The 24,061-nt window shown below is 61.1% G+C and carries 24 protein-coding genes; 9 read left to right on the top strand and 15 right to left on the bottom strand.

What is annotated here, in order from left to right; genetic code table 11:
* Positions 1 to 12: 12 nt before the first annotated feature.
* Together AC1Q61_RS22190 and AC1Q61_RS22185 are read right to left on the bottom strand one after the other, a co-directional pair.
* Positions 13 to 381, bottom strand: coding sequence for a cupin domain-containing protein (locus AC1Q61_RS22190; RefSeq protein WP_445387678.1), 369 nt, complete (start codon positions 379 to 381; stop codon positions 13 to 15).
* Between the two features lie 245 nt (positions 382 to 626).
* Positions 627 to 1,190 (bottom strand): TetR/AcrR family transcriptional regulator, encoded by a 564-nt coding sequence (locus AC1Q61_RS22185; protein ID WP_029254476.1) that lies wholly within the window; start codon positions 1,188 to 1,190, stop codon positions 627 to 629.
* Between the two features lie 97 nt (positions 1,191 to 1,287).
* On the opposite strand from AC1Q61_RS22185, the gene AC1Q61_RS22180 reads away from it, so the two are divergent.
* Positions 1,288 to 2,514, top strand: a complete 1,227-nt coding sequence (locus tag AC1Q61_RS22180) for a metal-dependent hydrolase family protein (protein WP_252194249.1) — start codon at positions 1,288 to 1,290, stop codon at positions 2,512 to 2,514.
* A complete protein-coding gene (locus AC1Q61_RS22175) occupies positions 2,511 to 3,383 on the top strand; it encodes an alpha/beta hydrolase (RefSeq protein ID WP_020906257.1) in 873 nt (290 codons plus the stop codon). Before AC1Q61_RS22180 ends, AC1Q61_RS22175 begins: the two co-directional genes overlap by 4 nt.
* A gap of 163 nt (positions 3,384 to 3,546) precedes the next feature.
* Here the strand turns inward: AC1Q61_RS22175 and AC1Q61_RS22170 are convergent, their stop codons facing one another.
* Positions 3,547 to 4,857, bottom strand: a complete 1,311-nt coding sequence (locus AC1Q61_RS22170) for an NAD(P)/FAD-dependent oxidoreductase (protein WP_492651052.1) — start codon at positions 4,855 to 4,857, stop codon at positions 3,547 to 3,549.
* 257 nt (positions 4,858 to 5,114) lie between these two features.
* Positions 5,115 to 6,455, bottom strand: a complete 1,341-nt coding sequence (locus AC1Q61_RS22165; protein ID WP_042920482.1) for an MFS transporter — start codon at positions 6,453 to 6,455, stop codon at positions 5,115 to 5,117.
* A 401-nt stretch (positions 6,456 to 6,856) separates the two neighbouring features.
* On the opposite strand from AC1Q61_RS22165, the gene AC1Q61_RS22160 reads away from it, so the two are divergent.
* Positions 6,857 to 8,074, top strand: coding sequence for a PucR family transcriptional regulator (locus AC1Q61_RS22160; RefSeq protein ID WP_007734149.1), 1,218 nt, complete (start codon positions 6,857 to 6,859; stop codon positions 8,072 to 8,074).
* 641 nt (positions 8,075 to 8,715) lie between these two features.
* Here the strand turns inward: AC1Q61_RS22160 and AC1Q61_RS22155 are convergent.
* The 3 genes from AC1Q61_RS22155 to AC1Q61_RS22145 form a co-directional block, all read right to left on the bottom strand.
* Positions 8,716 to 10,140 (bottom strand): outer membrane protein assembly factor BamB family protein, encoded by a 1,425-nt coding sequence (locus tag AC1Q61_RS22155; RefSeq protein WP_042920480.1) that lies wholly within the window; start codon positions 10,138 to 10,140, stop codon positions 8,716 to 8,718.
* Positions 10,141 to 10,282: 142 nt separating this feature from the next.
* Positions 10,283 to 11,584 carry a TrpB-like pyridoxal phosphate-dependent enzyme gene (locus tag AC1Q61_RS22150; RefSeq protein ID WP_042920478.1) on the bottom strand — a complete coding sequence of 434 codons (1,302 nt, stop codon included), beginning with the start codon at positions 11,582 to 11,584 and terminating at the stop codon, positions 10,283 to 10,285.
* Positions 11,585 to 11,811: 227 nt separating this feature from the next.
* A complete protein-coding gene (locus tag AC1Q61_RS22145) occupies positions 11,812 to 12,270 on the bottom strand; it encodes a PaaI family thioesterase (protein WP_003945940.1) in 459 nt (152 codons plus the stop codon).
* 85 nt (positions 12,271 to 12,355) lie between these two features.
* Between AC1Q61_RS22145 and AC1Q61_RS22140 the strand changes: the two genes are divergently transcribed.
* The 3 genes from AC1Q61_RS22140 to AC1Q61_RS22130 all read left to right on the top strand — a co-directional run bounded on the left by AC1Q61_RS22140 (position 12,356) and on the right by AC1Q61_RS22130 (position 14,786).
* The gene (locus AC1Q61_RS22140) at positions 12,356 to 12,931 is read left to right on the top strand and encodes a TetR/AcrR family transcriptional regulator (protein ID WP_003945856.1); all 576 of its coding nucleotides are present in this window, start codon (positions 12,356 to 12,358) and stop codon (positions 12,929 to 12,931) included.
* Between the two features lie 72 nt (positions 12,932 to 13,003).
* A complete protein-coding gene (locus AC1Q61_RS22135; RefSeq protein ID WP_042920475.1) occupies positions 13,004 to 13,507 on the top strand; it encodes an SRPBCC family protein in 504 nt (167 codons plus the stop codon).
* Positions 13,508 to 13,535: 28 nt separating this feature from the next.
* Positions 13,536 to 14,786: an NADH:flavin oxidoreductase/NADH oxidase family protein gene (locus AC1Q61_RS22130; RefSeq protein WP_215515648.1), complete on the top strand. Its 1,251-nt coding sequence runs from the start codon at positions 13,536 to 13,538 to the stop codon at positions 14,784 to 14,786.
* Here the strand turns inward: AC1Q61_RS22130 and AC1Q61_RS22125 are convergent, their stop codons facing one another.
* Together AC1Q61_RS22125 and ald are read right to left on the bottom strand one after the other, a co-directional pair.
* On the bottom strand, positions 14,787 to 15,662 hold the full coding sequence (locus tag AC1Q61_RS22125) for an aldo/keto reductase (protein ID WP_007734162.1): 876 nt from the start codon (positions 15,660 to 15,662) through the stop codon (positions 14,787 to 14,789).
* Between the two features lie 53 nt (positions 15,663 to 15,715).
* Positions 15,716 to 16,816, bottom strand: coding sequence for an alanine dehydrogenase (gene ald / locus AC1Q61_RS22120; protein ID WP_003945541.1), 1,101 nt, complete (start codon positions 16,814 to 16,816; stop codon positions 15,716 to 15,718).
* A gap of 109 nt (positions 16,817 to 16,925) precedes the next feature.
* On the opposite strand from ald, the gene AC1Q61_RS22115 reads away from it, so the two are divergent.
* Entirely contained in the window at positions 16,926 to 17,447 is a 522-nt protein-coding gene (locus AC1Q61_RS22115) for an Lrp/AsnC family transcriptional regulator (protein ID WP_042920557.1), read from the top strand.
* 7 nt (positions 17,448 to 17,454) lie between these two features.
* Here the strand turns inward: AC1Q61_RS22115 and AC1Q61_RS22110 are convergent, their stop codons facing one another.
* Genes AC1Q61_RS22110 through AC1Q61_RS22100 form a run of 3 tightly spaced genes read right to left on the bottom strand, consistent with a single transcriptional unit; the run spans position 17,455 to position 19,844 of the window.
* Positions 17,455 to 18,519 carry a maleylacetate reductase gene (locus tag AC1Q61_RS22110; RefSeq protein ID WP_042449442.1) on the bottom strand — a complete coding sequence of 355 codons (1,065 nt, stop codon included), beginning with the start codon at positions 18,517 to 18,519 and terminating at the stop codon, positions 17,455 to 17,457.
* A 1-nt stretch (position 18,520) separates the two neighbouring features.
* Complete coding sequence (locus AC1Q61_RS22105; RefSeq protein WP_020906267.1) at positions 18,521 to 19,309, bottom strand: pirin family protein; 789 nt, start codon at positions 19,307 to 19,309, stop codon at positions 18,521 to 18,523.
* Positions 19,310 to 19,346: 37 nt separating this feature from the next.
* A complete protein-coding gene (locus AC1Q61_RS22100; protein WP_007734170.1) occupies positions 19,347 to 19,844 on the bottom strand; it encodes a VOC family protein in 498 nt (165 codons plus the stop codon).
* 111 nt (positions 19,845 to 19,955) lie between these two features.
* On the opposite strand from AC1Q61_RS22100, the gene AC1Q61_RS22095 reads away from it, so the two are divergent.
* Complete coding sequence (locus AC1Q61_RS22095; RefSeq protein ID WP_007734171.1) at positions 19,956 to 20,426, top strand: MarR family winged helix-turn-helix transcriptional regulator; 471 nt, start codon at positions 19,956 to 19,958, stop codon at positions 20,424 to 20,426.
* Between the two features lie 62 nt (positions 20,427 to 20,488).
* Positions 20,489 to 21,307, top strand: a complete 819-nt coding sequence (locus AC1Q61_RS22090; protein WP_031332850.1) for an HAD family hydrolase — start codon at positions 20,489 to 20,491, stop codon at positions 21,305 to 21,307.
* Position 21,308: 1 nt separating this feature from the next.
* On the opposite strand, the gene AC1Q61_RS22085 is transcribed toward AC1Q61_RS22090, so the two are convergent.
* The 3 genes from AC1Q61_RS22085 to AC1Q61_RS22075 all read right to left on the bottom strand — a co-directional run bounded on the left by AC1Q61_RS22085 (position 21,309) and on the right by AC1Q61_RS22075 (position 23,974).
* Complete coding sequence (locus AC1Q61_RS22085; RefSeq protein WP_007734173.1) at positions 21,309 to 22,196, bottom strand: alpha/beta fold hydrolase; 888 nt, start codon at positions 22,194 to 22,196, stop codon at positions 21,309 to 21,311.
* 225 nt (positions 22,197 to 22,421) lie between these two features.
* The gene (locus AC1Q61_RS22080) at positions 22,422 to 23,087 is read right to left on the bottom strand and encodes a hypothetical protein (protein ID WP_042920471.1); all 666 of its coding nucleotides are present in this window, start codon (positions 23,085 to 23,087) and stop codon (positions 22,422 to 22,424) included.
* Between the two features lie 122 nt (positions 23,088 to 23,209).
* Positions 23,210 to 23,974 (bottom strand): SDR family NAD(P)-dependent oxidoreductase, encoded by a 765-nt coding sequence (locus AC1Q61_RS22075; RefSeq protein WP_042449451.1) that lies wholly within the window; start codon positions 23,972 to 23,974, stop codon positions 23,210 to 23,212.
* Between the last annotated feature and the right edge of the window lie 87 nt (positions 23,975 to 24,061).

Here is a 24,061-nt window from a genome sequence, read left to right as displayed (position 1 = left end):
GGATTCTCTTGGTCATTCGTTGTATACGACGAACACCTTGCGTACGGTCTCGGTGACCGTCCACGTACCCTTCCATCCGATTGGGAAGATTGCACTCGTACCGGCAACGAGATGTACGGGATCGCCGTCGTCCTCCTCGACGGTCATGGCGCCGGAGACGATGGTGATGATCTCGCCGCGGGTGAGGAACTCCCACCGCGACCTTCCCGGTTCGCTCTCCCAGACTCCGGATTGAATGCGGCCGTCGTCACTGGTGAACTCGACATCTGCACGAGTGATGATGTCTCCGCCGAGTGGCTCTGCACTGGGTTGGCCGAGCAGTGCTTGCTGGAAGATCCCACTTGCGCTGTTCAACTCTGCGGCACGGAAGGTAATGGTCACAATTCAATCCTGACTTTCGAAACTCATGTGAATCATCGGACTTGTCGATGATGTCGTGTGTCTGCTGGGTCGGGATAGGTTCACTTGTCGCATCTTTCGGCACTTCGCTCGTACAGATGTCGAAAGTGCGATCGGCCACCATTCAACCGGGGTTCAGAGACCCGGCTCGCGCCGAAACGTGACCGAGCCAATGGCAAACGGCCCCGCGTCGGTGATTTCGAACGAGGGTGATCGGTTGTGAGGCCTTACGTGGTGGACGCTGTCAACGAGGTGATGAAGCGCTCGGCTGCCGCGTCGACCTCGGCGTCGGGGGTGAGCAACCTCTGCAGCAACAGTCCTCGCAGACATGCGGTTGCGATGATGCTCTGCTGCTTTGCATCCACCACAGTGAATCCTTCGCGAAGGGCTGCCGCTTCAAGGAGATGAGCCAAGTCGTCGAGGTCGGCGGCGAAATCTTGAAATGCTTTGTGCTCGTACACCGCAAGTCCGGCCAGGTGAAAAAAGGTGCGGCTTCGATCTTCATGCTCGGCGTTCGAGTAGAAACTCCAGATCGCCCTGCACAGGGCCGCGAACCCGAGATCTTTGCCCATCGCGGCGATGACGAGGTTGTCACGGCGGCGCGCTTCCGACAGTACGGCGCTGAGGAGACCTGGTCGTGATCCGAAGTGATAGGTCAGAAGCGTGTGGTGCACGCCGAGTCGCTCCGCTACTTGGCGCATCGACAGCTTCGGACTTGGGCCGGTTTCACCGAACTCGTCGAACAGTGCCTGCAACAGTCGCTCTCGACCCTCCCCAACCGGCGATCTCACGCTACCTCCATTGACGGGTTCACCACTGTTGAGTACGGTACCGCATATCGAATTCACCAGTGTTTAGGAGAGTGGTTTCCAATGCTCGGAGGTCCCTTTGACTGACGTATGGTTTGCCGGCGGCATGGTCGCGGATGGATCGGGTACCGACCCGGTCGAAGTCGACGTGTGCGTGAGCGACGGCATTGTCACCGCGATCGGACAGGCGCCGTCGGGTTCGACCACGGTTGACTTGGACGGCATGCTTCTAACTCCGGGGCTCATCGATGCCCATGTCCACCTGGGCATTTCGAGTCCGATCCGAAGGCAATTCGGGTTTGAGCTCTCGGCAGCCGAACTGGCTGCGGGCATCTTCGCCACCGCGGGCCATGCCCTCGACGCGGGCTTCACCACGGTGCGAGACGTCGGTGGCATCGACGGCGGAGTCGTCGACGTTATTGCGAGCGGCAAGGTGCGTGGTCCGCGTGTCCTCTCGTGCGGTCCTGTGCAGTGCCAGACCGGTGGACACGGCTACTACGGGGCCGCATGGGAGCCGACCGAGCTGTGGAACATGCACCACATTCCAGGGCTCTGCGCCTTGTCCTTGATGTCGGGTAATGCCGACGAGCTACGACGCAACGTGCGCGAGTCGTTCCGCCGAGGCGCAACATTTCTGAAACTGTGCGTCACCGGCGGTGTCGTCGGAGGCCATGACAGCCTCACCGACACACAGTTCACCGTCGAGGAAATCTCCGTGGCAGTGGAAGAAGCAGCGTCGCGCGGCACCTACGTCACGGTCCACGCGCACAACAATGCGGGCATTCGCAACGCGGTGCGGGCCGGCGTCCGGTGCGTGGAACACGGCACCGACATCGATGCGGAGACGGCCCAGCTGATGCGGGAACATGACGTGGCACTTGTCCCCACCTTCGCCGTGGTCGAGCAGTTGGCGGACACCGAAAGCATGGACCTGGACCCGGCAATACGAGAGCGTGCAGCCGGAGTGCGTCAACGCATGGCCAGAGCGCTCGAGGCCTCTCGCGCAGCAGGCCTGAGGATCGGCCTGGGCTCGGACCTCATCGGGCCGCACCAAAAGCGCCGAGGTGAGGAGTTGCACTTGCGCGCGGAGTTGGAGTCGCCGATGCATGCACTCGTTTCGGCCACCAGCGTCAATGCCGACATTCTCGGTATCGGGGAAAGCGTCGGAACTATCCGCGTCGGAATGCAGGCGGACATGGTCGCCTGGCAGCAAGACCCGCTCCACGACGCCAAGGTGTTCGCCGATCCGGACATGGCTGTTCTCGTCGTGAAGGCCGGCCACGTAGTGAAGGGAGAGGTTCGATGAGCGCAATGCTGCACGGATGTTTTGCAGACACGGAGTACTTCGAAATAACGGCGAAGTCGGGGTACAGCTACGGCATCTGGGTGACCACACCCCCCGGCTACGCGGACTCCACGGATCCCTTACCGCTGATATACGTGATGGACGGCAACTGGGCTGTAGGTCTTACCGCCCCGCTCATCGTCACGCAGGCAGACCCGTATCTGACGATCGCCCCGTACATCCAGGTCAGCGTCGGTTATGCCGGTGAAGAAGCTGCCAACTGGGCACGACTACGCAACCGCGATCTCGTGCCGCCCGGGGAACCGGTAGGCGACGAAATGACGGCCACTCTTGCCGCTGCTCGCGACTCGGGTGCAATGACCCAGGAGTATGTGGACGCCTACCTCGAGGAGCTGGCAGACACCCACGCGGACGTCTTCCTCGACTTCCTGACCAACGAACTCCACCCTCGCCTGTACTCGTCGGAGCTACGTGTCAGCGAGTCCGGGCACGGACTCTTCGGGTACTCGTACGGAGGCCTTTTCGCCCTCTACGCATGGCTGCGCGACGCGCCCCCATTCGCGACCTTCGGTGCGGGTAGTCCCGGAGTTGTGAACGCCGACAGCCAGATCCACACACTGGTCGAGGCACTGCCCGAGCGTGGCGTGGGCTCAGTTGTTCCGCAGCTGCACGTCACGCTGAACGAAGCCGAACTGACTGGACCCATTCCGATCTATCGCGGACTGTCACGCAACGTTCTCGCCGTCGTGGAGCAGTTGCATGGCAAGGGACGGTCGCAGGATGTTTCGACCGCGTTGTTGCACGAGACGCACGTAACCGGGCTGCAGGCATCGTTCCTGAGCTACTTGAAGAGCTGCCATGCACGTTAGCTCTCCGTCCCGGAGGCGATGTGCCGCTGACACGTTCTAGGGCGATTTTCCGTAGACGCCGTTGAAGGAGAAGTCGGCTGTGGGTGTCCACCACGTAGCGGACACCCACAGCCGTGTCTATTCAGTTGTCGCGGCTATCGATTCTCCAAGCCGGACAAGACTTCTAACCCATGACCGTCCCGGTCGACTCGGCATTGGGTGCCCGAAGGCGGGAGAATGCGCCGAGGTCGATTTCGAGCCCGGTGTGCATCCCGACATAGGTCAGGGGATCAGCGTCGTGATCGTGTCCAGCTTCCACCTGGTCGATGATCCTGGACATGAGGCGCCCAGCGATGGGCGCATTTTTGAATTGGTTCCCGCTGGTGCCCATGGCGACGTAGAAACCTTGCCTGTCTGTCTTGTCATAGATCGGGGTCCAGTCGGATGCTGCGTCGTACACGCCGGCAATACCTTTCGGTTGTGACGGGACCTCCAGGGTGGGGAAACGCCTGGCGGCGCGGAAAACCTGCGCTTCGAACCGGGCAAGAGTGCGATTCGGGTTGGCGGTATCAGGGTCGTCGATCCACTCGAGCGGATCGCAATCCGGTTCGGTTCCGCCGACAAGGAAACCGTTTCCAGGTTCGGCTCGCATGTAGGTTCCGAGATCCAAATCGGCGATCATCGGGCCGAGGATCTCGTCGTCGTTGTAGCCAGTGGGTGCGGTGACGTGATGAACTTCCTGGCGCAAGGGCCGAACCGAAACCTTGAAGTCGGCCCCGACGTTCGACAGCTTGTTGAACGCTCCTGACCAGGGGCCGGCGGCATTGACGACAATCTTGGATTTCACACTTTCCCCGTCGTCGAGCCCTAGCTGCCAGATGCCGTCAGGCAACTGCTCGACTGCCAATACACGCGTGTTGTATGCGAAAACCGCACCGTGCGAACGTGCTGCCGAAGCAAGATTCGCGGCAGCCAGTTGCGGGTCGTCGACGAACCCCGCCTGAGGTGTGTACAGCGCGCCGAGCGTGGTTTCGGCATCTGCGAAGAAGGACTCCGAGTCGACTGGCTTCGGAGGATAGTATTTGCCGGCGTCGATACCGGGAATCTTCTCGACGAGTGTCGTTGCGTCCCAAAGCTGGTAATCGATTCCTATCTTCTCGAATAATCCGATCGTGCGCGCGTGGGGCGCGACGTCGACATCGAGCAGTGCCATCCCGCATTGCCGAAACTTCGCAAGCGCGCCGTCGACTGTCGCGTTGAGATGCTCGCTCCAGTTTTGCCAGCAATGCAGCGACTCCCAAGCCGCAGCCATACCGTCGAATGTGGAGTAGTTGAACCGGATAACCGCACTGGATGCACTGGTCGAGCCGTAGCCCGGACCACCAGACTTGTCGATGACCAGGACTTCGTAGCCTCGAGCGGCCAGTTCGTAGGCGATGGAGCTGCCGATCACTCCAGCTCCGACCACAACTGCATCGGTCTTGTCGGTAGGCACTTTCGGCCTCTCTTTCTACTGATGGCTTCGCCGGATCGAAAGCACAGCTGTTCGATCCGGCAAGCTTGGGTTCTGGTAATTCCGACGCCGTCGACTTCCTCTGGAGAGCTTCATCCCGACTTCTCGGATTCGGCTCTGCCTTAATGAATTTGGCACCTGAAAGTCCAGAGGTGTTCGTCGTCCTCAACTCTCTCGTGGCGGCCATCGGAACGCTATCGACAGCTGCGCAAATAATTACAGCCGTGGCGCGTCCGTTGTCAGAAATGTTTCGTCGGGCTGCCCTGAGTGGCAGACCAGTTTTTCGTTTCCGGAATCCCTCGCCACAGAATGGGAAGCGCGATCAAAGCGATGGCGGTCGCATAGAAGGCAGGCGACAGATCGCTTCCAGTGGCGTTGACCAGTGCTGCGCACACCAGAGGAGCGGTCCCTGCAAAAAGTGCATATGCGATGTTGTAGGGGATTGCCGTGCCGGTGAATCGAGCATGCGTCGGCATCATTTCGAGGATTACGAGCAAAGCGGACGCGAGTAGGGAAAGCGCGATGACCAGAGCAGCCAGTGCAACGGCAATCGCGAAAATGTTTCCGGTGCCGATGAGCATGTAGCTGGGCACCGAAACGAAAACTGACATCACCATGCCGATTCTGACGAGAGGTCTCCGGCCGATTCGGTCGACCGTGGCGCCGAAGAAGATGAACAGCGGGACTGCGAGAACCAAAGCGCCGGTTGTCATCAGCAGTGCCACCGTGCTCGAAACGTCGGCTGAAAGAATCAGAAATGTCGGCATGTAGCCGAGCAGCATATGAGTAACGACACCGAGCGAGGCGAAGTACACGAAGGACGTGAGCAGAGTCCGCCAGTGATTGCGGAACAGATCTGCGAGTGGGCGGGTTGGAAGGGAATCGTTTTCTTGCATTTCCTTGAACGCCGGAGTCTCCTCGACGGCAAGCCTCATGAACAGGCCCACCATGGCGACAACGCCTCCGATGATGAACGGCCAACGCCATCCTCCGTCGGCGAAGTGCTCAGCGCCGACCGAGCTGAATGACAAGACTGTGACCGTGGCCAAGATGCTGCCGACAAATGACGAAGAGCTGATTATCCCTGCGTACAAGCCTCGGCGGTGGGACGGCGCATGCTCGACGACGAAGGTGGCAGCTCCGGTGTATTCGCCCCCGGCCGAGAATCCTTGAACCAATCGGCACAGCAGCAGCAACAGCGGTGCGGCAACACCGATCGAAGCGTACGTCGGTAGGAGACCGATTGCCGCCGTCGAGCAGCCCATGAGCGTAATTGCCAGGGACAGTGACCTCCGTCGGCCGAGGCGGTCACCCAGTCTTCCGAAGAATATGCCGCCGGCAGGTCTGGCCAAGAATGCGACTCCGTAAAGAGCGAAGGTGGCAAGCAGTGCGCCACTGCCGAACTCCGGAGGGAAGAACACTGTCGCGAGAACTGCGGCAGTGAAACCGTAGATCGTGAAATCGAACCATTCGACGATGTTGCCTGTCGCGCCGGCAATCAGGGCCCTACGGCGTGCCGATCGAGGTCCGGGTGACGTCTCGGTTTGATGCTCTACAGGAGCATTTGCTGTGCCGGTCATGATGATTCCTCTCGGGATGTGCTGAATGGCAACGGCTTTGCGATATCACGGTCACCGATGTCATTCGAGGTATTCGACATTGAAAGAGGTCGGTGGGATTCGATGTTGAACTGGCGACCGAAGGTCGTTTGTCGATTTCGGGTCGGAGGCGACTTCGTCTGAGGGAGATCGTGCCGGCCGGCCTCGCTCCCCATTACGCAAATCCCACGGCTGCAACAGATCTCGTCGCTGCCACTTCTGCCGGTTTGCGGACCGAGTGAAGACGTCACGGGTCTCGGGTGCTTGGCATGAAGCGAGCCTATGGTGCAAAAGTTAGTTGCATCACTGTCATGTGTTCAATTTTCTACGTAGAAGTTTGGGCATATGTTGCAAACCGGAGAGGGGGCTCGTACAGTTCGACCATGGTCGGAGAACTGCAGCATTTGGTGGACACTACCGGGCGCCGACTGGACCGTTCCGTTGCGATCGATGATGTACAGATTCGTCTGCTCGCGTACAACTCGCATGACAGTGCCGTCGATTCAGTCAGAATGAATTCCGTTCTACAGCGGAATGTTTCACGCGAGATCGTAGACTTCATCTACGCGAGTGGAGGCCGTGAAGCCCTCGATCTCTTCACTGTTCCCGTCAACGAAGAACTAGGGCTGACCCTTGGCCGGGTCGGGATGCCGATCCGATATCGCAATGCGCTGCTGGGCTTCGTCTGGCTGTTGACTTCGGAGGGCGAAGTTGACGAGGATCAAGCCGAGGTCTTGAGGCGCACGGCTGATGCGGCAGCGATGATCCTCCACCGCGAACAGTTGCTGGACGAGTTGTCCCGAAGTCGGGAGCGGGAACTTACTCGAGACGTCCTGTCGGGCGAGCGGTCGCTGCGCGAGGACGCGGCAAACAGGTTGGCCGAGGAGGGCTTGTTGGCTGCGGGTCCAGCAGTCGTGGTCACTGTGTTGCTCCGTCCTGGCGACCAGTCGACATTGACCGAAAGAGATCGTCTGAGTGTTGCCGTCGGCGTCGATCAGCTTCGTCGGAGGCTCCCGCGGAACAGTGCAATCCAACTCGACCGCCCCGACCACAGTCTGTTGATCGTATCGGTGGCCGAACGCTCGACTCAAACCCATCTGGTCTCGCTGATCGTGGCAGCCCGGGAGCGAGTCTTGTCTGAAAGTGGGCGCCAGAACATCGAATGTTGGGTCGGTATCGGTGAACCGCGAACCTCGGTTGCACACGTGCGCGAATCCTACGAAGAGTCCAGACGTTCCGCAGATGTGGCCCAGGTCGTCAAGGTGCTCGGAAATGTTGTGCGTTATCGGGATCTCGGCGTCTACGGACTTCTGGCCGAACTGTCGGAGGATCGACTCGAGAACAGTATTCACTCAGGTTTGCAGTCCTTGCTCAGCCATGAGGACTCGAAAAGTGAGGCTCTTCTCGCGACGCTGGAGAGTTTTTTGGACAATGCCGGTGACGTAAAGCGAACGTCAGAGGCGCTCTGTGTGCATCGAGGGAGCTTGTACTATCGCTTGCGGCGAATTCAGGAGATAACACGAGCAGACTTGGCAAACGGCGACGACCGGTTGGCCTTGCATTTGAGCCTGAAAGTCGCGCGGCTGTTGGATCTCCGATGATCCCGATCCGAGAAGAGGGGACTGCGGAAGAATCAAGCGGCTCAACGTAGTTGGCGGCTTTCGATCGTCAAGCGGGATGATTCCGGGGTGGGAAAGGAAGCGCGTCGTACATCGGCCGGGGTGGGTTGGCTTGACCTGCTGAGACGTTCATACGTTTGATCGGGCACCTTCTATCCTCCTGTCGGCAGATGCGGCGGAGTGCAACTTTTTCGGGCATTGAAAGTGCAGAATCGTCCAGATGGGTGTCGAGCTGCGTGAAGAACGCGCGTTTTTGCAAACCGAAATGACGACGAATTTGGTCTGAGTTCGGTCCCCCGGTACGCAGATGTTTGCGCGCGAACTGGACTATTTGTTGCCGACTGCAAATTGGGGATTTCGCGACCATCCCGTTGGCTCCCTTTACGGTTGGATTGGATCAGATACCTGAGTCGGTGCGATTTTTACGCACCCCTTCACTGCAGGTCTGGTCTGATCTTTCCGAAATTGGAGTCGCGGAGATATATGCAGTTGTTCGAGATCGTTCCCCCGAAATTGAACAAACGCGCCAGACTGGATTGTGGCCATTGATGCTGCACGTCTAGCCATTTGCTTGCTGCTGAACTGGCTGGTCAGTACGACACGGTATCGGTGATGTTGCCGGCCTAACGCCAAACGGTGAAATGGTTCTGCCAGGAGAACGACACGTTTTTGCCGGCATTCGAGACGACGACTCCGCGTGGATCAACTTCTGGGGGAAGGGGAACCGACCACATCATCTTTCCGTCGCGAGCCCGGATCGCGTGCATGCCGGTGTAGTCGCTGAAGACGAAGTGGTCGCCATCGGTCGCACCGCTTCGAACCCAGTACGCGTCTTGCCAGGGCGTTTGCCACAACTGTCGGCCACTCTCGATGTCGAGACCCGAGATTGTGCGCGTCTCGGGAGACGTGACCAGGATTGTTTTTCCTACCACCGCGGCGATGGCGCTTCCTGTCCCGGCCGTCGCGGTGTTGACGATTTGTGAACTGCGCCAAAGTTCGTCACCCGACTCCGGATCGTAGGCGCCGTCGCCGAGAAACATCGGCACCGCCGTCGAAGGCTTACTTGGGTAGGACGACGATGAGTACGAGGGAATCGGTATCGCACGAATCGTGGATCCGTCGGAAGCCAAGAGGTTTTGGGTTCCGGCATATCCCGACCGGCCGCCGACACTGGTGAGGAACAATCCGTTCCCGTTAGGGACAAGCGAATCGCCCTCGAATCGGAATCGTTCGGCGCCGGACTGCAGATCGTAGATTCGATAGCGGTACTGCGGGTCCCCGCCGTCGCCCTGTTCCATCGCAATGACAGTGTCGGTGTGAGGGACCGTGTAGACGGCTCCGAACTTCTCACTTGGTTCGAAGGTACGCACGAAGTTGGCCGTCAAATTGGTTGTGGTGCCGCTGGCAAGAATTCGTGTTCGAACCGTTCCGTCCATCCTTTCGCCGGACGTGTACACGGTGTCTCCGGCGATGGTGGCGCCATTGAGATCGAAGTCGGTTCCGAGGTCGGACATCAGAGTTCCGGTCGCGGTATCGACAAAGATCATCCGTCGATCGCCCCAGCACGCGATGATCGTGGATTCGTTCTGCTGACTGCACTGGCCGATGACTCCGCCGATTCGCGTTTTCCACAGCGGACTTCCGTCGTCGGGATTCACCCCGACGAGTGTGACGGCACCGACTCCCTGACTCGACGAAGACTCGTCGGTCTTGGGAAGCGGATAAGCAGTCGCGGCCACCAGCACGTCACCGACTTGGTACGTGTTGCCGTAGCCGTAGTAGCCATCGAGCGTGGAAGGCATCGACAGCAGCACGTCCCCGGGGTTGTCCGTGAGCGCTCGGACATCGAGTTCCCAGGCTTGTTGCGGAGGATCGGAGAGGTCTACGTCGACAACGCCTTGCTCGACGATCGGACCGCCTGTCTTCTGCTTCGGCCATGCCGCATCACTGGAGTCGGAGATTACCGATACGACGATGAACGCGATCGCCACGAGCAATGCCAGTCCGAGTGCGACCAGTTTCCAATGTTCCTTCAACCGAAGCTGCATCGAAAGACCGTAACCGATCGATCAAACTGATCGGTTCGTTTCGCGGACGGCCGGCACGATGTCGATCGCGAGATCGAGCCCACGTGCTCGGTGTGACGAAGTGTGGTGGCCTCGTACGCACGAGACCACCACACCGACGGCGTCAGACGTACGGCGAGTACGCCGGAAGATCCAACTGACCGTTGCCGGACAGCCCGATCACGATCACCTCGGGTTCGGTGACGGCACGGGCGTGAGCGATAGCGCCGGCAACCGCGTGGGTTGATTCCGGAGCCGGGATGATTCCTTCGGCGCGGGCGAAAATCAGACCTGCCTGGAGTGCGTCGTCCTGATCGACGGCAATTGCATCCATGAGTCCGAGGTTGACCGCGTGCGAGACCATCGGCGACATGCCGTGGTAGCGGAGGCCACCGGCATGGATGGCCGGCGGTACGAAATCCTTACCCAGAGTGTGCATCTTGAGCAGCGGCGTCAGGCCGGCGACGTCACCGAAGTCGTAGCGGTACTCGCCCTGGGTGAGGGACGGGCATGCCGACGGCTCGCAGGCGACCAGACGAGTCTTGGTGCCTTCGCGAAGGTTTCGTCCCAGGAACGGGAAGGTGAGTCCGGCGAGGTTGGAACCGCCGCCGGCGCAACCGAACACGGTGTCGGGGACGGCGTCGCCGGCTTCTTCGAGCTGGACCATTGCTTCCTGACCGATCACGGTCTGGTGCAGCATGACGTGGTTCAGCACGCTACCGAGTGAGTAGTGCGTGTTCGGATCCTGCGCAGCGACCTCGACGGCCTCACTGATGGCCATACCGAGCGAGCCGGTGGTGTCGGGATGCGACTTCAACAGTGCGCGTCCGGCTTCCGTCAGGTCCGAAGGCGACGGGTGACAGATTCCGCCGTACGCCTCCATCTGGATGCGTCGGTACGGCTTCGAATCGAAGGACGAGCGAACCTGCCATACCTCGACGTCGAGTCCGAGCAGCGCGCCCGCGAACGACAGCGACGCACCCCACTGTCCCGCACCGGTTTCGGTGGTGAGCTTGGTGGTTCCTTCGATCGCGTTGTAGTACGCCTGCGCGACAGCAGTATTCGGCTTGTGCGAACCGACCGGGCTCACGCCTTCGTACTTGTAGTAGATGCGGGCAGGCGTGCCCAGAGTGCGCTCGAGTCGATGCGCCCGGAACAGGGGAGAGGGCCTCCACATGCCGTAGATCTCGCGAACCGTCTCCGGGATCTCGATGTAGCGCTCGGTTGCGACTTCCTGCGCGATGAGGTTCATCGGGAACAGCGGCGCCAAGTCCTCGGGGCCGAGCGGCTCACGAGTGCCCGGATGCAGGTGCGGGGGAACAGGCTCGGGGAGGTCAGCCGCCAGGTTGTACCAGTGCGTCGGCACTTTCGACGGGATGGAGACGCCCAAAGGCTCGAGCGAACGGTTGAGTGGGGTGGTGGTCAACTAACTCTCCTTCGTGGATTCGGTACCTGATCTTGGCGGTCGTAGCGACGACGCGTACGGCATTTGCCGGATCGGGGATCCTGAGAGGAGCCTGCTGGACCACCCGATATCGGTCCGGGCAGCACGCAGTTGCGGCTGACCGTCAGCGGTCGGGCCACCAGAGGTGCGCAGTGAGCAGGGTCACGAGCCGATCGTACATCGGCACTCGCACCCTGCTCACGTCGGGCTTAGCGGAAAATCATGCACGTCGTAGTTCCGTGCGCCACCAACTTGCCGTTCTTGTCCAGGACCTTGCCCTCTGCGGTCGCGGTGCGCCCGCCCACGTGAATGACGCTGCCGTGGGCTGTCAGCTCGTCACCGTCGAGAGGCACAGTGCGGATGTAGTTGAGCTTGAGTTCGAGGGTCGTGTAGCCGACGCCCGCGGGAAGCATCGTGTGTACCGCGCAGCCCATGACCGAATCGAGCAGCGTTGCGCAGATGCCGCCGTGAACAGTGCCGAGCGGGTTGCTGAAATCGGCGCGCGGGGTCAGGGCGAAGCTCACGGATCCTTCGTTGACCTCGCGCATCTCCATGCCGAGGAGGCGTCCGATGCTGGGTCGGTCGTTGACCTGCGTTCCCATCCAGCGGAGAAGTTCGAGGCCTGTCATCTGCGCCGGATCGACGGTCGCGGTTGTCTCGTCACTCATTGTTTCATCCCATCACTATGTAGGTCGTCATACATAACGTAGCGTATGAGTCGACAGGTGTACCGACGGCCGAAGGATCTGTGACATGGCAGAGCTGAGCTCACGTGATCGCATGATTCGCAGTGCGGTTGAACTGATCAGCCGCAACGGTGTCGACGCGACGTCCTTCAGCGACGTCATCAAGCACAGCGGCGCACCCCGTGGGTCGATCTACCACCACTTTCCTGGCGGTAAGACCGAGTTGATGGTCGAAGCCGTGCGCGCGGCCGGTGCGATCATCACCAGACGGATCAGCTCGGCTGCGGCTACCGGTTCCACGGCCGACGTGATCGAAGCGGTCGGAGACATCTGGCGACTCAATCTCACACGCTCGGACTTCGCGATCGGCTGCCCGGTGATTGCCGGCGGGTTGGCGCGTGCCAGTGAGCCGGAAGTCGCGGAAGTGTCGGCTGAGGTCATGCTGGGATGGCAGAAGTTGATCGAATCGCAACTCGAAACTGCGGGTTATCCTGCAGTGCAGGCAAAATCGATGGCAAACCTGACGATCACGTCGGTCGAAGGTGCGGTGGCGGTGTGCCAGACGACTCGAAGTATCGAGCCGCTCGAACAGGTCATCGCTTCACTGCAGGGGCTCTCTCGTTCTGAGGCTTGGTCCGGCTGAGCCTTCGGGGGTTGACTTCGGTCGTCAAGTATCCGTAACTTCATGTAACGGCTAATTGGGCAGGAGTAGGCGATGACACATTGGTTCGACCTCGAACCGGTCGGTGTCGATTTCTTCGACACGGCACCGCATATCTTCACGTACTCGATCGACCTCACCGCCGAACCGGATGACGTCTGGGCTGGTCTGACCGCGGACGAGCCTTTGTCGTGGTGCCGGCTGCTCACCAAAGTGCACTACACCTCGCCGCGCCCCTACGGCGTCGGCACGCGCCGAATCGCGGAGGTGGGCGGCGGTGCGATGCAGATGCGCGAAAAGTTCATCACCTGGGACGACGAAACGCGTCGGCACTCGTTTTACGTCGAACAGTCCAATGTTCCGCTGTTCCAATCCTTCGCGGAGGACTACCGCGTCGACGAGCTCGCAGTGGGTTCGAGACTGCAGTGGAATTTTGCATTCTCGCCGCGTCCGAAGCTGTCGCTCGCGGTGCGCGGCGGGCTACCGGTCAACTCGCTGATCTTCTCGAGCTTCGTGCGCGATACCAAGCGGCACTTCGGTTCTGCGCCACGCCATTGACTTTCTTCCCTTCATACGAGAGGCATCCATGACCACGCTCGGAGAATCGTTGACTTTGCCCTGCGGGCAGATCCTGCGGAATCGCACGATGAAAGCTGCGCTCAGCGAGGCTCTGGGTGACCGCACTCATGGACCGTCCACTCGCTTGGAAACGCTGTACGGTCGTTGGGGCAGTGGCGGGTTCGGTTTGCTGATCACCGGCAATGTCATGGTCGATCGATCGCAGATCGCCGAACCGGGCAATGTCGTCGTCGACGACGATCGTGATGCCGAAGCACTGACTGCCTGGGCCAAGACCGCCAAGAACGGCGGCGCCGAGATCTGGATGCAGCTGAACCACCCAGGGCGGCAATCTAACCCGATTGCCAGCAGAGGTAGACCGGTCGCCCCGAGCGCGATCGCGCTGAAGATTCCGGGAATGGCGACGCCGCGAGAACTCTCGACCGCTGAGATCGACGAGATCATCGACAAGTTCGCGGAAACCGCTCGCGTCGCCGAGTCCTCCGGCTTCGGGGGCGTGCAGATACACGCAGCGCACGGTTATCTTGTTGCGCAGTTCCTTTCGCCCTTGTCCAATCAGCGGACGGACGAGTGGGGTGGAGATCCTGAGCGTCGACGACGCTTTGTGATCGAGATCGTTCGGCGCATACGCTCTGCCGTTGCTCCGGGATTCGCGGTCTCGGTCAAGCTCAACTCGGCTGATTTCCAACGAGGTGGATTCTCGGAAGACGAGTCGCGAGAAGTAGTGCGCGCGTTGACCGAAGAGTCGGTGGATCTCATCGAGATCAGCGGTGGCAGTTATGAATCGCCGGCCATGATGGGTAAAGCGCAGAAGCAGAGCACTCGCGATCGAGAGGCATATTTCCTCGAGTACGCCGAGACAGTCCGAGCGATTGCCGGCGACATTCCCTTGGCGGTCACCGGCGGCTTCCGCTCGCGATCGGCGATGGTCGAGGCACTGGCTTCCGGCGCGTGCGACGTGATCGGCCTCGGCCGGCCGACGATCACGATCCCCGACGCGGCAACCGTTCTCCTGGAATCGGATCGGGAACGATTGACCGTGCCGACTGTTGAGTTCGGAGCGCGGAAGTTGTTGGGGAAGGTTGCCGACATCTCGATGCTCGACGGTGCACTCGACCTGCAGTGGCATACCGATCAGCTGCACCGGATGGGCGACGGAAGCGAGCCGGATCCGGCTCGGCCGTGGTGGAAGACCCTCGGAACGATGGTGAGGCGAAACGGATTCGATGCGCTTCGCCCCACCAAACGAGCGGCTTGATCAGTTCGGTGCACCGATGTTGAGTTCATCGGGATGCGCGCCGACGCGGGTGCCGTCGTCGAGAGTGTCGATTTCGCTCAGGTCGAGATCGGTGAGTTCGAAGTCGAATACGTCGATGTTCTGAGCGATTCGAGCATCGTGTACGGATTTCGGGATGACGATCAGGCCGTTCTGAAGGTGCCAACGGATCAGGACCTGCGCGGCAGTCTTGCTGTGGCGGTCACCGATTCGTGTGATGATCGGGTCGGTGAGCAGGGTGTTGGGCTTGGACGCCTTACCCCAACCTGCGTTACTGGTACCGCCGAGTGGGCTCCACGATTCGACCTTGATCCCGTGCTCGGCGGCCTTGTCGCGAATGGCGTGCTGCGTGAGATGCGGGTGCAGTTCCACCTGATCGACTGCGGGCAACAATCCACCGCGTTCGACGAGAAGCTGCAGATGATGCGGCTCGAAGTTGCACACCCCGATTGCCTTGGCGCGGCCCGATTCCGCGATCTTTTCGAGTGCGTCCCACGTGCGGAGGAGTCGGTCGTTGTCCTGCAGAGGCCAGTGGATGAGGTAGAGATCGACGTAGTCGACGCCCAGCTTGTCGATGCTGGTGTCGAAAGCCTTCAACGCCGGCTCGTAGCCCTGATCCGCATTCCACAGCTTCGTGGTGAGGAAGATGTCCTCTCGCGCGACGGACGAGTTGGCGATACCTCGTCCGACGCCCTCTTCGTTTCCGTAGGCGGCAGCGGTGTCGATGTGCCGGTAGCCGGCCTCGTCGAGTGCGAACCGTACTGCATGCTCGGTTTCGTCGTTGGTGGCCTGCCAGACTCCGAGGCCGAGTTGCGGGATCGTGGTTCCGGAATTCAGCGTGATGTCAGGAATGCTCATGGATCAAGGCTAGCGATCTCGAGCTGTCCTTGCCTGGGTCAGAGCTGCCTGGGTCAGAGAGTGGTAGCCGAGTACCCATGCGCCGCTGCAACACTGTCGGACAGGAGCAGGCCGTCGTGTGTGCTCAGACCTGACCCCAGGCCGGGAACTGTCGCGACCGCGTCCTTCCACCCCTTGTCGGCCAAGGCGACGACGTACGGAAGCGTCGCGTTGGTGAGTGCGTAGGTGGACGTACGGGGGACCGCTCCGGGCATGTTCGCAACGCAGTAGAAGACCGAACCGTGAACCTGGTACGTCGGATCGGCGTGCGTGGTCGCGTGTGAATCCTCGAAGCAGCCGCCCTGGTCGATGGCGATGTCGACCAGGACAGAACCCGGCTTCATACGCGCCACCAGGCTGTTGGAGACGAGAGTCGGCGCCTTCGCCCCGGGGACCAGCACTGCGCCGATGACCAGGTCGGCGTCGAGTACTGCCTGTTCGAGTTCGAGGCTGTTGGACGTGATGGTCTTGACCTGGCCGTGGTACAGTTCGTCGATTTCCCGCAGGCGCGCGATCGACAGATCGAGAACGGTGACGTCGGCCTGCATGCCGTAGGCCACGGCGATGGCGTTCTTGCCGGAGACTCCCGCACCGATCACCACGACCTTGGCGGGGCGCACTCCGGGGACGCCGCCCATCAGAACTCCGCGTCCGCCGCCGTGACGCATCAAGTGATAGGCGCCCGCCTGCGGTGCCAGGCGTCCGGCTACTTCACTCATCGGGGCGAGGAGGGGCAGTGAACCGTCGGAACCGACAACTGTTTCGTAGGCGATGGAGGTGGTCTTCGACGTCAGGAGCGCGTCGGTGCATTCCTTCGACGCCGCCAGGTGCAGGTAGGTGAAGAGCACCTGATCCTTACGGAGTCGTGAATACTCTTCTGCAATAGGTTCTTTGACCTTCAGGAGTAGATCTGCGTCCGTCCAGACCTGATCGGCAGATCCGAGGATCTGCGCGCCCGCGGCCTTGAAATCCTCGTCACTGAACGAGGAGCCGACGCCTGCACCCGTTTCGATGACGACCTCGTGCCCTCGGCCGACCAGTTCGTGGACGCCTGCTGGGCTGATGGCCACGCGGTACTCGTGGTTTTTGATCTCGCGGGGGATTCCGACCTTCATGACACGGCTCCGAACTGAGTCTGTTGTTTCTTCGAATGGCAGGTGCCAAGCATGAAGTTTCGTCGCCAGATAGTGAAGAGAAGTGAAGATAATTCTCTACGCTGTATGCATGGTGCGTGAAAGTTCAAAAATCGGTATTCAGACGGCTGCCTCGCCGAAGCATGTTCGGGCTGCCGTGAAGTTGGACGAGGTCGACCGGGTTCTGCTCGAAGAGCTGGCGAAAGACGCGAGGATTCCGAACAATGCGCTGGCCGCGATCGCGGGAATTGCGCCGTCGACATGCCTCGGACGTGTGCGCGCCTTGGTGGACAGCGGTGTGATCAGGGGATTCCATGCGGACATCGACCCCGCCGCTCTAGGAATGGATCTGCAGGCGATGATCGCAGTTCGACTGCAGGCCAACGCGCGGTCGCACCTCAACCGGCTCGGTGACGACTTCGCCAAGCTGGACTCCGTGCTCAACGTGTATTTCGTGGCCGGTGTCGACGACTACATGCTGCACGTCGCAACGACGGATTCGGCGCAGTTGCGTGACTTCGTCGTCAACAATCTCTCGGCGCATCCGGCGGTTGCTGCGACCGAGACGATTCTGATCTTCGAACATGTCAGGCCGCGAGGCGGTACTGCCTGATTCGTTCTCACCTGATGGCGGGTCGACGCCCGGACCAGGCGTTCTCGAGGAGTTCGCTCAGGCCTGCCGGGGTGATCTCACGCGGGTTCGGATAAGCGGCGGCGTTCGCGAGTTCGACTGCACGGCCGATCTGATCGTGACTCATTCCCACCTCTCTCAGGGAGGTCGGTCCGCCGCACGAGGTGACGAGGTCGAAAACGCCGGTGGCGGCGTCGGATACACCCAAGGCAGTCGCTATTCGAGACATCACATCCGGGACAGCAGGCGCGTTGAATGCCATCGCGTGTGGGAGGACAACGGCGTGGGTGGGAGCGTGCGGCAAACCGAAGCTGCCACCGAGGGTGTGGCACAACTTGTGATGAAGTCCCATACCGACTGTGCCCAAGCAGGTTCCGGCCAACCAGGCCGATTGCAGCAGATCTGCCCGGCCTTCCACATTTCTCGGATCGCCGACGATGATCGGCAATGCCCGGGCGATTCCGGAGAGTGCCTCGATTGCCATCAAGTCCGTGATCGGGTTGGACTCGGTGGAGTACAACGCTTCAACCGCATGCGCCATCGCGTTGACGGCACTGGTGACCGTGGTGTCCAGCGGCAGATCGAGAGTGAGGTCGACATCGTATACGACGGTTTCGGGTCTGATGTGGGGAGAGGAGCGAGTTGTCTTGCGTCCGTTCTCTGTTTCACCCAACACCGGAGTGACTTCTGATCCCGCGTACGTTGTCGGAACGACGATCTGATCGAACCCCGCTCGTAGTGCCAGTGCCTTGGACAACCCGGTTGCCGAACCGCCGCCGATCGCGACGACCGTGTCGACGTGATGGTTCTCGGCAAGTCTCAGCGCGGCTGTCGTGACTTCGATCGGAGTATGCATCACAGCGCCGTCGAAGCGGACCACCGCCATGTCGCCGAGAGATTCGGTCACGGCGGCGGCAACCGCGTCGAGTCGACGACTTGCCAGCACCATCACTCGGCTACGGCCGAGCCGCCGCACTTCTTCGGCGATCGTATCGATCATCCCTTGGCCGAAGACGATTCGAGCCGGTGAAGCGTCGTACGAGAAGGGCTTCATGTCATCCCTGCGAAACGGTGGCGTGCATTTCCCAGACGATGACCTCTGCCCCGGTATCGGAGCTGAGCTGCTGACCTCCGCCGCCGGACACGCGTACCGCGTCACCTTGTTCGAGCACTCCGACGCCTTCCATGGCGGCCTGACCGTCGGCGACAAAAACGTGCAGGAACGGTGCGTCGGGCAGGGTCACGGGCTGTCCGGGTTGCAGACGCGCAACGTGCATCGCGGCGTACTTGTTCTTGATCCGGATTGCCGAGTGATCGGCGTACGCGTCCATGCCCGACGCGACGGGAACCAGTCCACCGGCAAGCAATTCGGCGTCGATCTCCAACTGCTCGTATCCGGGCGTGATTCCGGCCTCGTCGGGGACGACCCACATCTGGATGAAGTGAACCGGGTCGCTGTGCTTGTCGGAATGCGCACCCGCCACGTCACCGAGTCGCCACGAATCGTTCTTCTCCGAATGCAGGATTCCCGTTCCAGCGCTCATCCGCTGGGCGAGACCGGGGTAGATGACGCCCGAATGCCCCATCGAATCCTGATGTACGAGAGAACCTCTCAGTACCCAGGTGACGATCTCCATGTCCTGGTGCGGGTGGGTGTCGAATCCCATTCCGGGCGTGACGATGTCGTCGTTGTTGACCAGGAGAAGACCGTGGTGAGTGTTCTTCGGGTCGTAGTGATTGCTGAACGAGAACGAGTGCTTCGAGTCCAGCCAGCCGGCATTGGACTTGAAGCGATCCCCGGATCGACGGATATCGAGGTTCGGCTGAGACAGAGTGGAGGTCATGGTGTGCCTTCCGAATGGTATGGGGGAGAGCAAGTTTTCAGAGGACGTGATTGCCGTACATCTCACCGAGTGGGTCTGCGATCAGTTCGAGTCGAGCGCCGTCGGGATCGCGGAAGTACAGCGAAACCTCACTGTGCTCGATCAGTTCGACGCCGGCCTCGGTCAGTCTGGTACGTAGCTTCGCCCACTTGGCAGGTTCGACGCTGATCGCGATGTGGTGGAGGCCGCCGAGTACTTCTTGGTACGGGCCCACGTCGAGTCCCGGGAAATCGAAGAAGGCCAGGAGGTTCCCGTTGCCGATGTCGAAGAAGAAGTGCGAAGACCCGGGATAGTCGCGGTTCTCGATCAGCTCGGTGAGAGGGAAGCCGAGGAGATCTTGATAGAACTTCACGGTTCGTTCGACGTCGCTGCTGATCAGGGCCGTATGGTGCAGGCCGCGTGCGGTCGATGCGGGTCGTTTGTCGGCGGGGAGCAGATGTCGATCCCTGATCTCGGCCCGGCGTTCCTCGAACTGCACTGCGTTGTTGTCGCTCATAGCGCCCGCCTCTCGGTTGAACCTTCTCTTCGAACAGGTAGTTGACTGATCAACTACATTGAGAATAGATCATTTGATTTCGTTGTCAACTACTTCGGATATGCTGGTGTCATGGAATCGACGCGGTGGTTGAGCGACTCGGAGCAAACGGCCTGGCGGGCGTATCTGGACTCGACGCGACTGCTGCAGCGTGTGCTCGATCAGCAGTTGGTGCGAGACTCCGACATTTCCTTCACCGATTTCGAACTGCTGGTCGCTCTCGCCGAAGCGCCCGGCCGGCAACTGCGCATGAGTGAGCTCGCCGACGCTGTGATGGCTACCCGAAGTGGTGTGACCAGGGCCGTAAATCGATTGGTCGGTGCCGGGTGGGTGCGCCGGGTCGAGTGTGTCGACGACAAGAGGGGCGCTAATGCGGAGCTGACCGACTCGGGTGCCGAGAAATTGGCGTCGGCAAGCCCGGCGCACGTGGCCGCTGTACGGGAGAGCATGTTCGACCTGCTGAGCCCGCGAGATGTCGAGCGGCTGGGTGTGGTCTTCGGTGAGATGCGTCGGCACCTTCTCGAGGCCCAAGCAAGTAATTGACAGAGCAACGGCCCATGTCACGTAGTTGGTGAGGGCTGCGAACGGACTGCCATCATTGTCTGGTGACCCGTATTCGTATGTTCGCAACCGACCTCGACGGCACCCTGCTGCGCTCCGACCGAACGATTTCGGCGCGCACCGCGCAGGCCATGGAGAACGCGCGGCTCGCGGGGATCGAAGTTGTGTGGGCGACGGCCCGGGCCAGGCATTCGGTACACACGTTGGCGAGCTCGTGCGGATTTCGCGGTAAAGCTGTGTGTGCCAACGGAGCTGTCATTCTCGACCTGGCGGACGGGACTCCGGAGATCGTCGACACCGTTTCGATCGAAACATCTTTGGCTGCAACAGCTATGGAGCAGGTTCGTGCTCTGATTCCTGGCGTCGTGTTCGCGAACGTCGGACCCACGCAGTTCTTTGCCGAGCCGGAGTATGCCGCTCTGTGCGAGTTCGCGGACCATCACCGGCACCTGCACGAGATGGTGCTCGCCGATACGCTGCCGCTGGACGTGGAGCCGATGGTCAAGATCGTGGCCCGGCATGCCGAGGTTCCCAGCGCCGACCTGTACCGAACTGCGGTCGCTGCGGGCATCGAGGGTGTGGAGTTGACCCACTCCGGGGCTCCGTACATGGAAATGGCTGCAGCGGGCGTCTCGAAGGCCAGCGCTCTCGCGCAGTTGTGCGCGATCGACGGCATCGACGCGTCGGAAGTGGCCGCAGCCGGTGACGCCTTCAACGACGTTGCGATGCTGACCTGGGCCGGAACAGCTCTGGCGCCGGCCAACGCCAGAACCGAGGTCATCGAGCTCGCCGACCGAATTTTGCCCACGAACGACGAGGACGGCGTGGCGAGCTACCTCGAAGAGTTGGTTGCGGGGCGCTAGTTCAGCTGCTGACGGCCTTGGGTCCGGTGCCGATACCGACTCCGCAGTCCGTCATGAATTCGGAGAAGACACGGTCGAAGCGATCCGGGTAGTCAAGGTGCGGGAAATGTCCGGCGCGCTTGAAGATCTCCACCCGCCCCAGCGGTAGTTCGGCGCGAGCGTTCTCGGTGTGGGCGTTGGGGATGATGGTGTCTTCCTCACCCCACACCAGTAGTGCCTGCAGATTCTTGAAGTTGGCGAAATGCGGAGTGGCATTGACGGTTTGACCGTTGTAATTGATGACCGATCGTGCCGTCGCCAGAAATGCCTGACGCGTCGACGCGTCCGACACCGAAGCAAAGCTCTTACGGGCCTCACTCGCGCTGGCACCGAGCTTGAACAGGCCGATCTTGTTGAAAAGTCCGAGCGCTTTGTCTGTCACGTCGGTCAGCGTCCGGGACGCGAGGACGGGAAGTACCAGTTCGCTGCCGGGCAGAGTTGCTGCACGCAGGAGTGGGCTCACCTCGGGGCCGAGTCCGCCGCTGGCTACCAGGCACAGCCGCTCCACACGCTCGGGGAAGAGATACAGTGTCTGCATCGCGATCCCACCACCGAGGGAGTGGCCGACGAGGGTGGCCGACGGAATGTCGAGGGCCTCGAGGAGGTCACGCACAGTGGCGGCGTGAGCGCTGAGTGAGTAGTCGCCGGCAGGCTTGTCCGACGCACCGTGTCCGAAGAGGTCAGGAGCGATGACACGGTAGTGGCGCGAGAGTGTCTCGATCTGCGGCTCCCAATTGGAGTGCGCGCCCAGTAGGCCGTGAATGAGCACCACAACGGGGCCACTGCCTTGGTCGACGTACTTGAGCTGGTCGCCGTGCAATACAACCGTCTGCAATTGGTCGGTTGCCATGATTGAACCTTTCGGAGCCGCCAGTGTCTGTGGCTGCTCGCGTGTTGTCGGACCGCACCCGCCCCGACGCGGATCCACGGGTATTTGTGACCGGGAGTAACCCCAGTTCCCTCAGTATGCCCACCGCGGGGCCCGATGTCGTCGCCATCGGGCGTGTTGTGACGAACCGTGAGCCGTCGGCTGAGGGGAGACGTACAACTCACCGCCGCGTGTCGGCGCCGCTGATCAGGCGAAATCGACCAGTTTGCCGAAAGTGAGGTTGATGTCCCACGGTGTGACGCCCCACGTCTCGATCGCTGATACCGCGAAGATTCCGGCAGCCTCGATGGTGTCCTGTGAGGCTGGTGCCGAAACGGAAACGCCGGTTTGTCCGCTCGGAACCTCCGGCCAGACGCCGGTTCCGGCGGGCGCGGGGGTGGCCTCCATGACCGCGTTGGCCAGTCCCGATTCGTCGACGGTAGTGAAGAGGCAGTTCGGCTCGTGGGGGGAATCCCACCCGCCGAGTTCCGCGAGCCAGAATTCGCCGCGTCCAGCAGCGGAGATCGCTATGGACGCGAGTACCGATTCGAGATCTTCCCAAGCGTCGCCGGTCGGGGAGGACGCGTCGGTGAGCTTGAACGGTGCGGCAAGTGCAGTGCTGTCAGGGGAAGCGAAGCGCGGCTGCACAGTGAGGGCCTGGGTCTGGGTATCCAGAAACGCAACCTCTCGGAACTTGTTGTCCGGCAGGGTCGTACGGGCTACGAGACCGCGTCCCAACAGTGCGCCGAGCGCCGCGGGATCGTCGACGCTCCACAAGCGGGTCTCGTCCTCGGACCAGGTGCGAATCATTCCGCCGACGACGGGACTGATCAGCACGGGCTCGAGGTTCGTAGTGCCTGTTGACTCGCTCACCGCTGGCTCCCCACCGCACGTCGTACCGCCGGACGGGTTCCCGGCGGCCAGTTAAGTATGCCGCCTCGCTGCTGTGCGCCTTTGTTAACCGCCGGGGGTTAATAAAGGCGCACAGCAAGTGGTCACATATGCGTGCCGCCGTCGATGCGGATTTCCGTTCCGGTGACAAACGAGCCGTCCTCGGAAGCGAGCATCGCGATCACGCCGGCGACCGCGGACGGGGGAGCGAAACCCTCACCGATTGCCGGGGCCAGCTTGCCGAGCAGCGTGAAGTCGATGTCGGCCGGGAAGCCGGGATCGGAGGTCATGCCCGAAGCGATGCTGCCGGGTGCGACGGCCACGGCGCGAAGGCCCTGCTTGCTGTACTCGAGTGCAAGTGCGTGCGTGAAGGATTGGATTCCACCCTTCGACGCCGCATATGCCGTCATGTACGGGTGGGCGAAGGTCGCCGATGTGGAACTGAAGTTGACCACGACGCCTGCTCCGCTTTCGAGCAGTGCCGGCAGGGACTCCCTCGTCATGAGGAATGTTCCGGTGAGGTTGACCCCGATGACGGTGTTCCAGAAATCGAGTGTCATCTCGTGGGTGTGCGCGGAGCGCAGAATGCCCGCCGCATTGACCAGCACGTCGAGCCCGCCCAGAGCCTTGATCGCAGCGCCGACCTGTTCGCGAACAGACTCTTCGCTGGAGATGTCGACCTTCACCGTGGTCAGGCGATCGGAGTGTCCTGCGTCCTTCGCGGTGTTCAGCGTCTGTTCGAGGCCGGTCTCGGAAATGTCGGCGGCGACGACGGTGCCACCTTCTGCCAGGATGCGGGCAACGGTGGCCTGGCCGATTCCGGATCCAGCGCCGCTGATGAGGACGCGCTTGTCGTCGAATCGATTCACGAGAAAACTCCGGTCTGTGGGATGGACAGCTGTCTGGTGACCGATTCTGCGCGATCCAGAGCTATTAATCTGCTGGGCATTCCACTG

The sequence above is a fragment of the Rhodococcus sp. MPR-R1B genome (assembly GCF_058793255.1).
The sequence above is the reverse complement of the archived record's forward strand: the minus strand, read 5'-3'. Positions and strand labels throughout refer to the sequence as shown.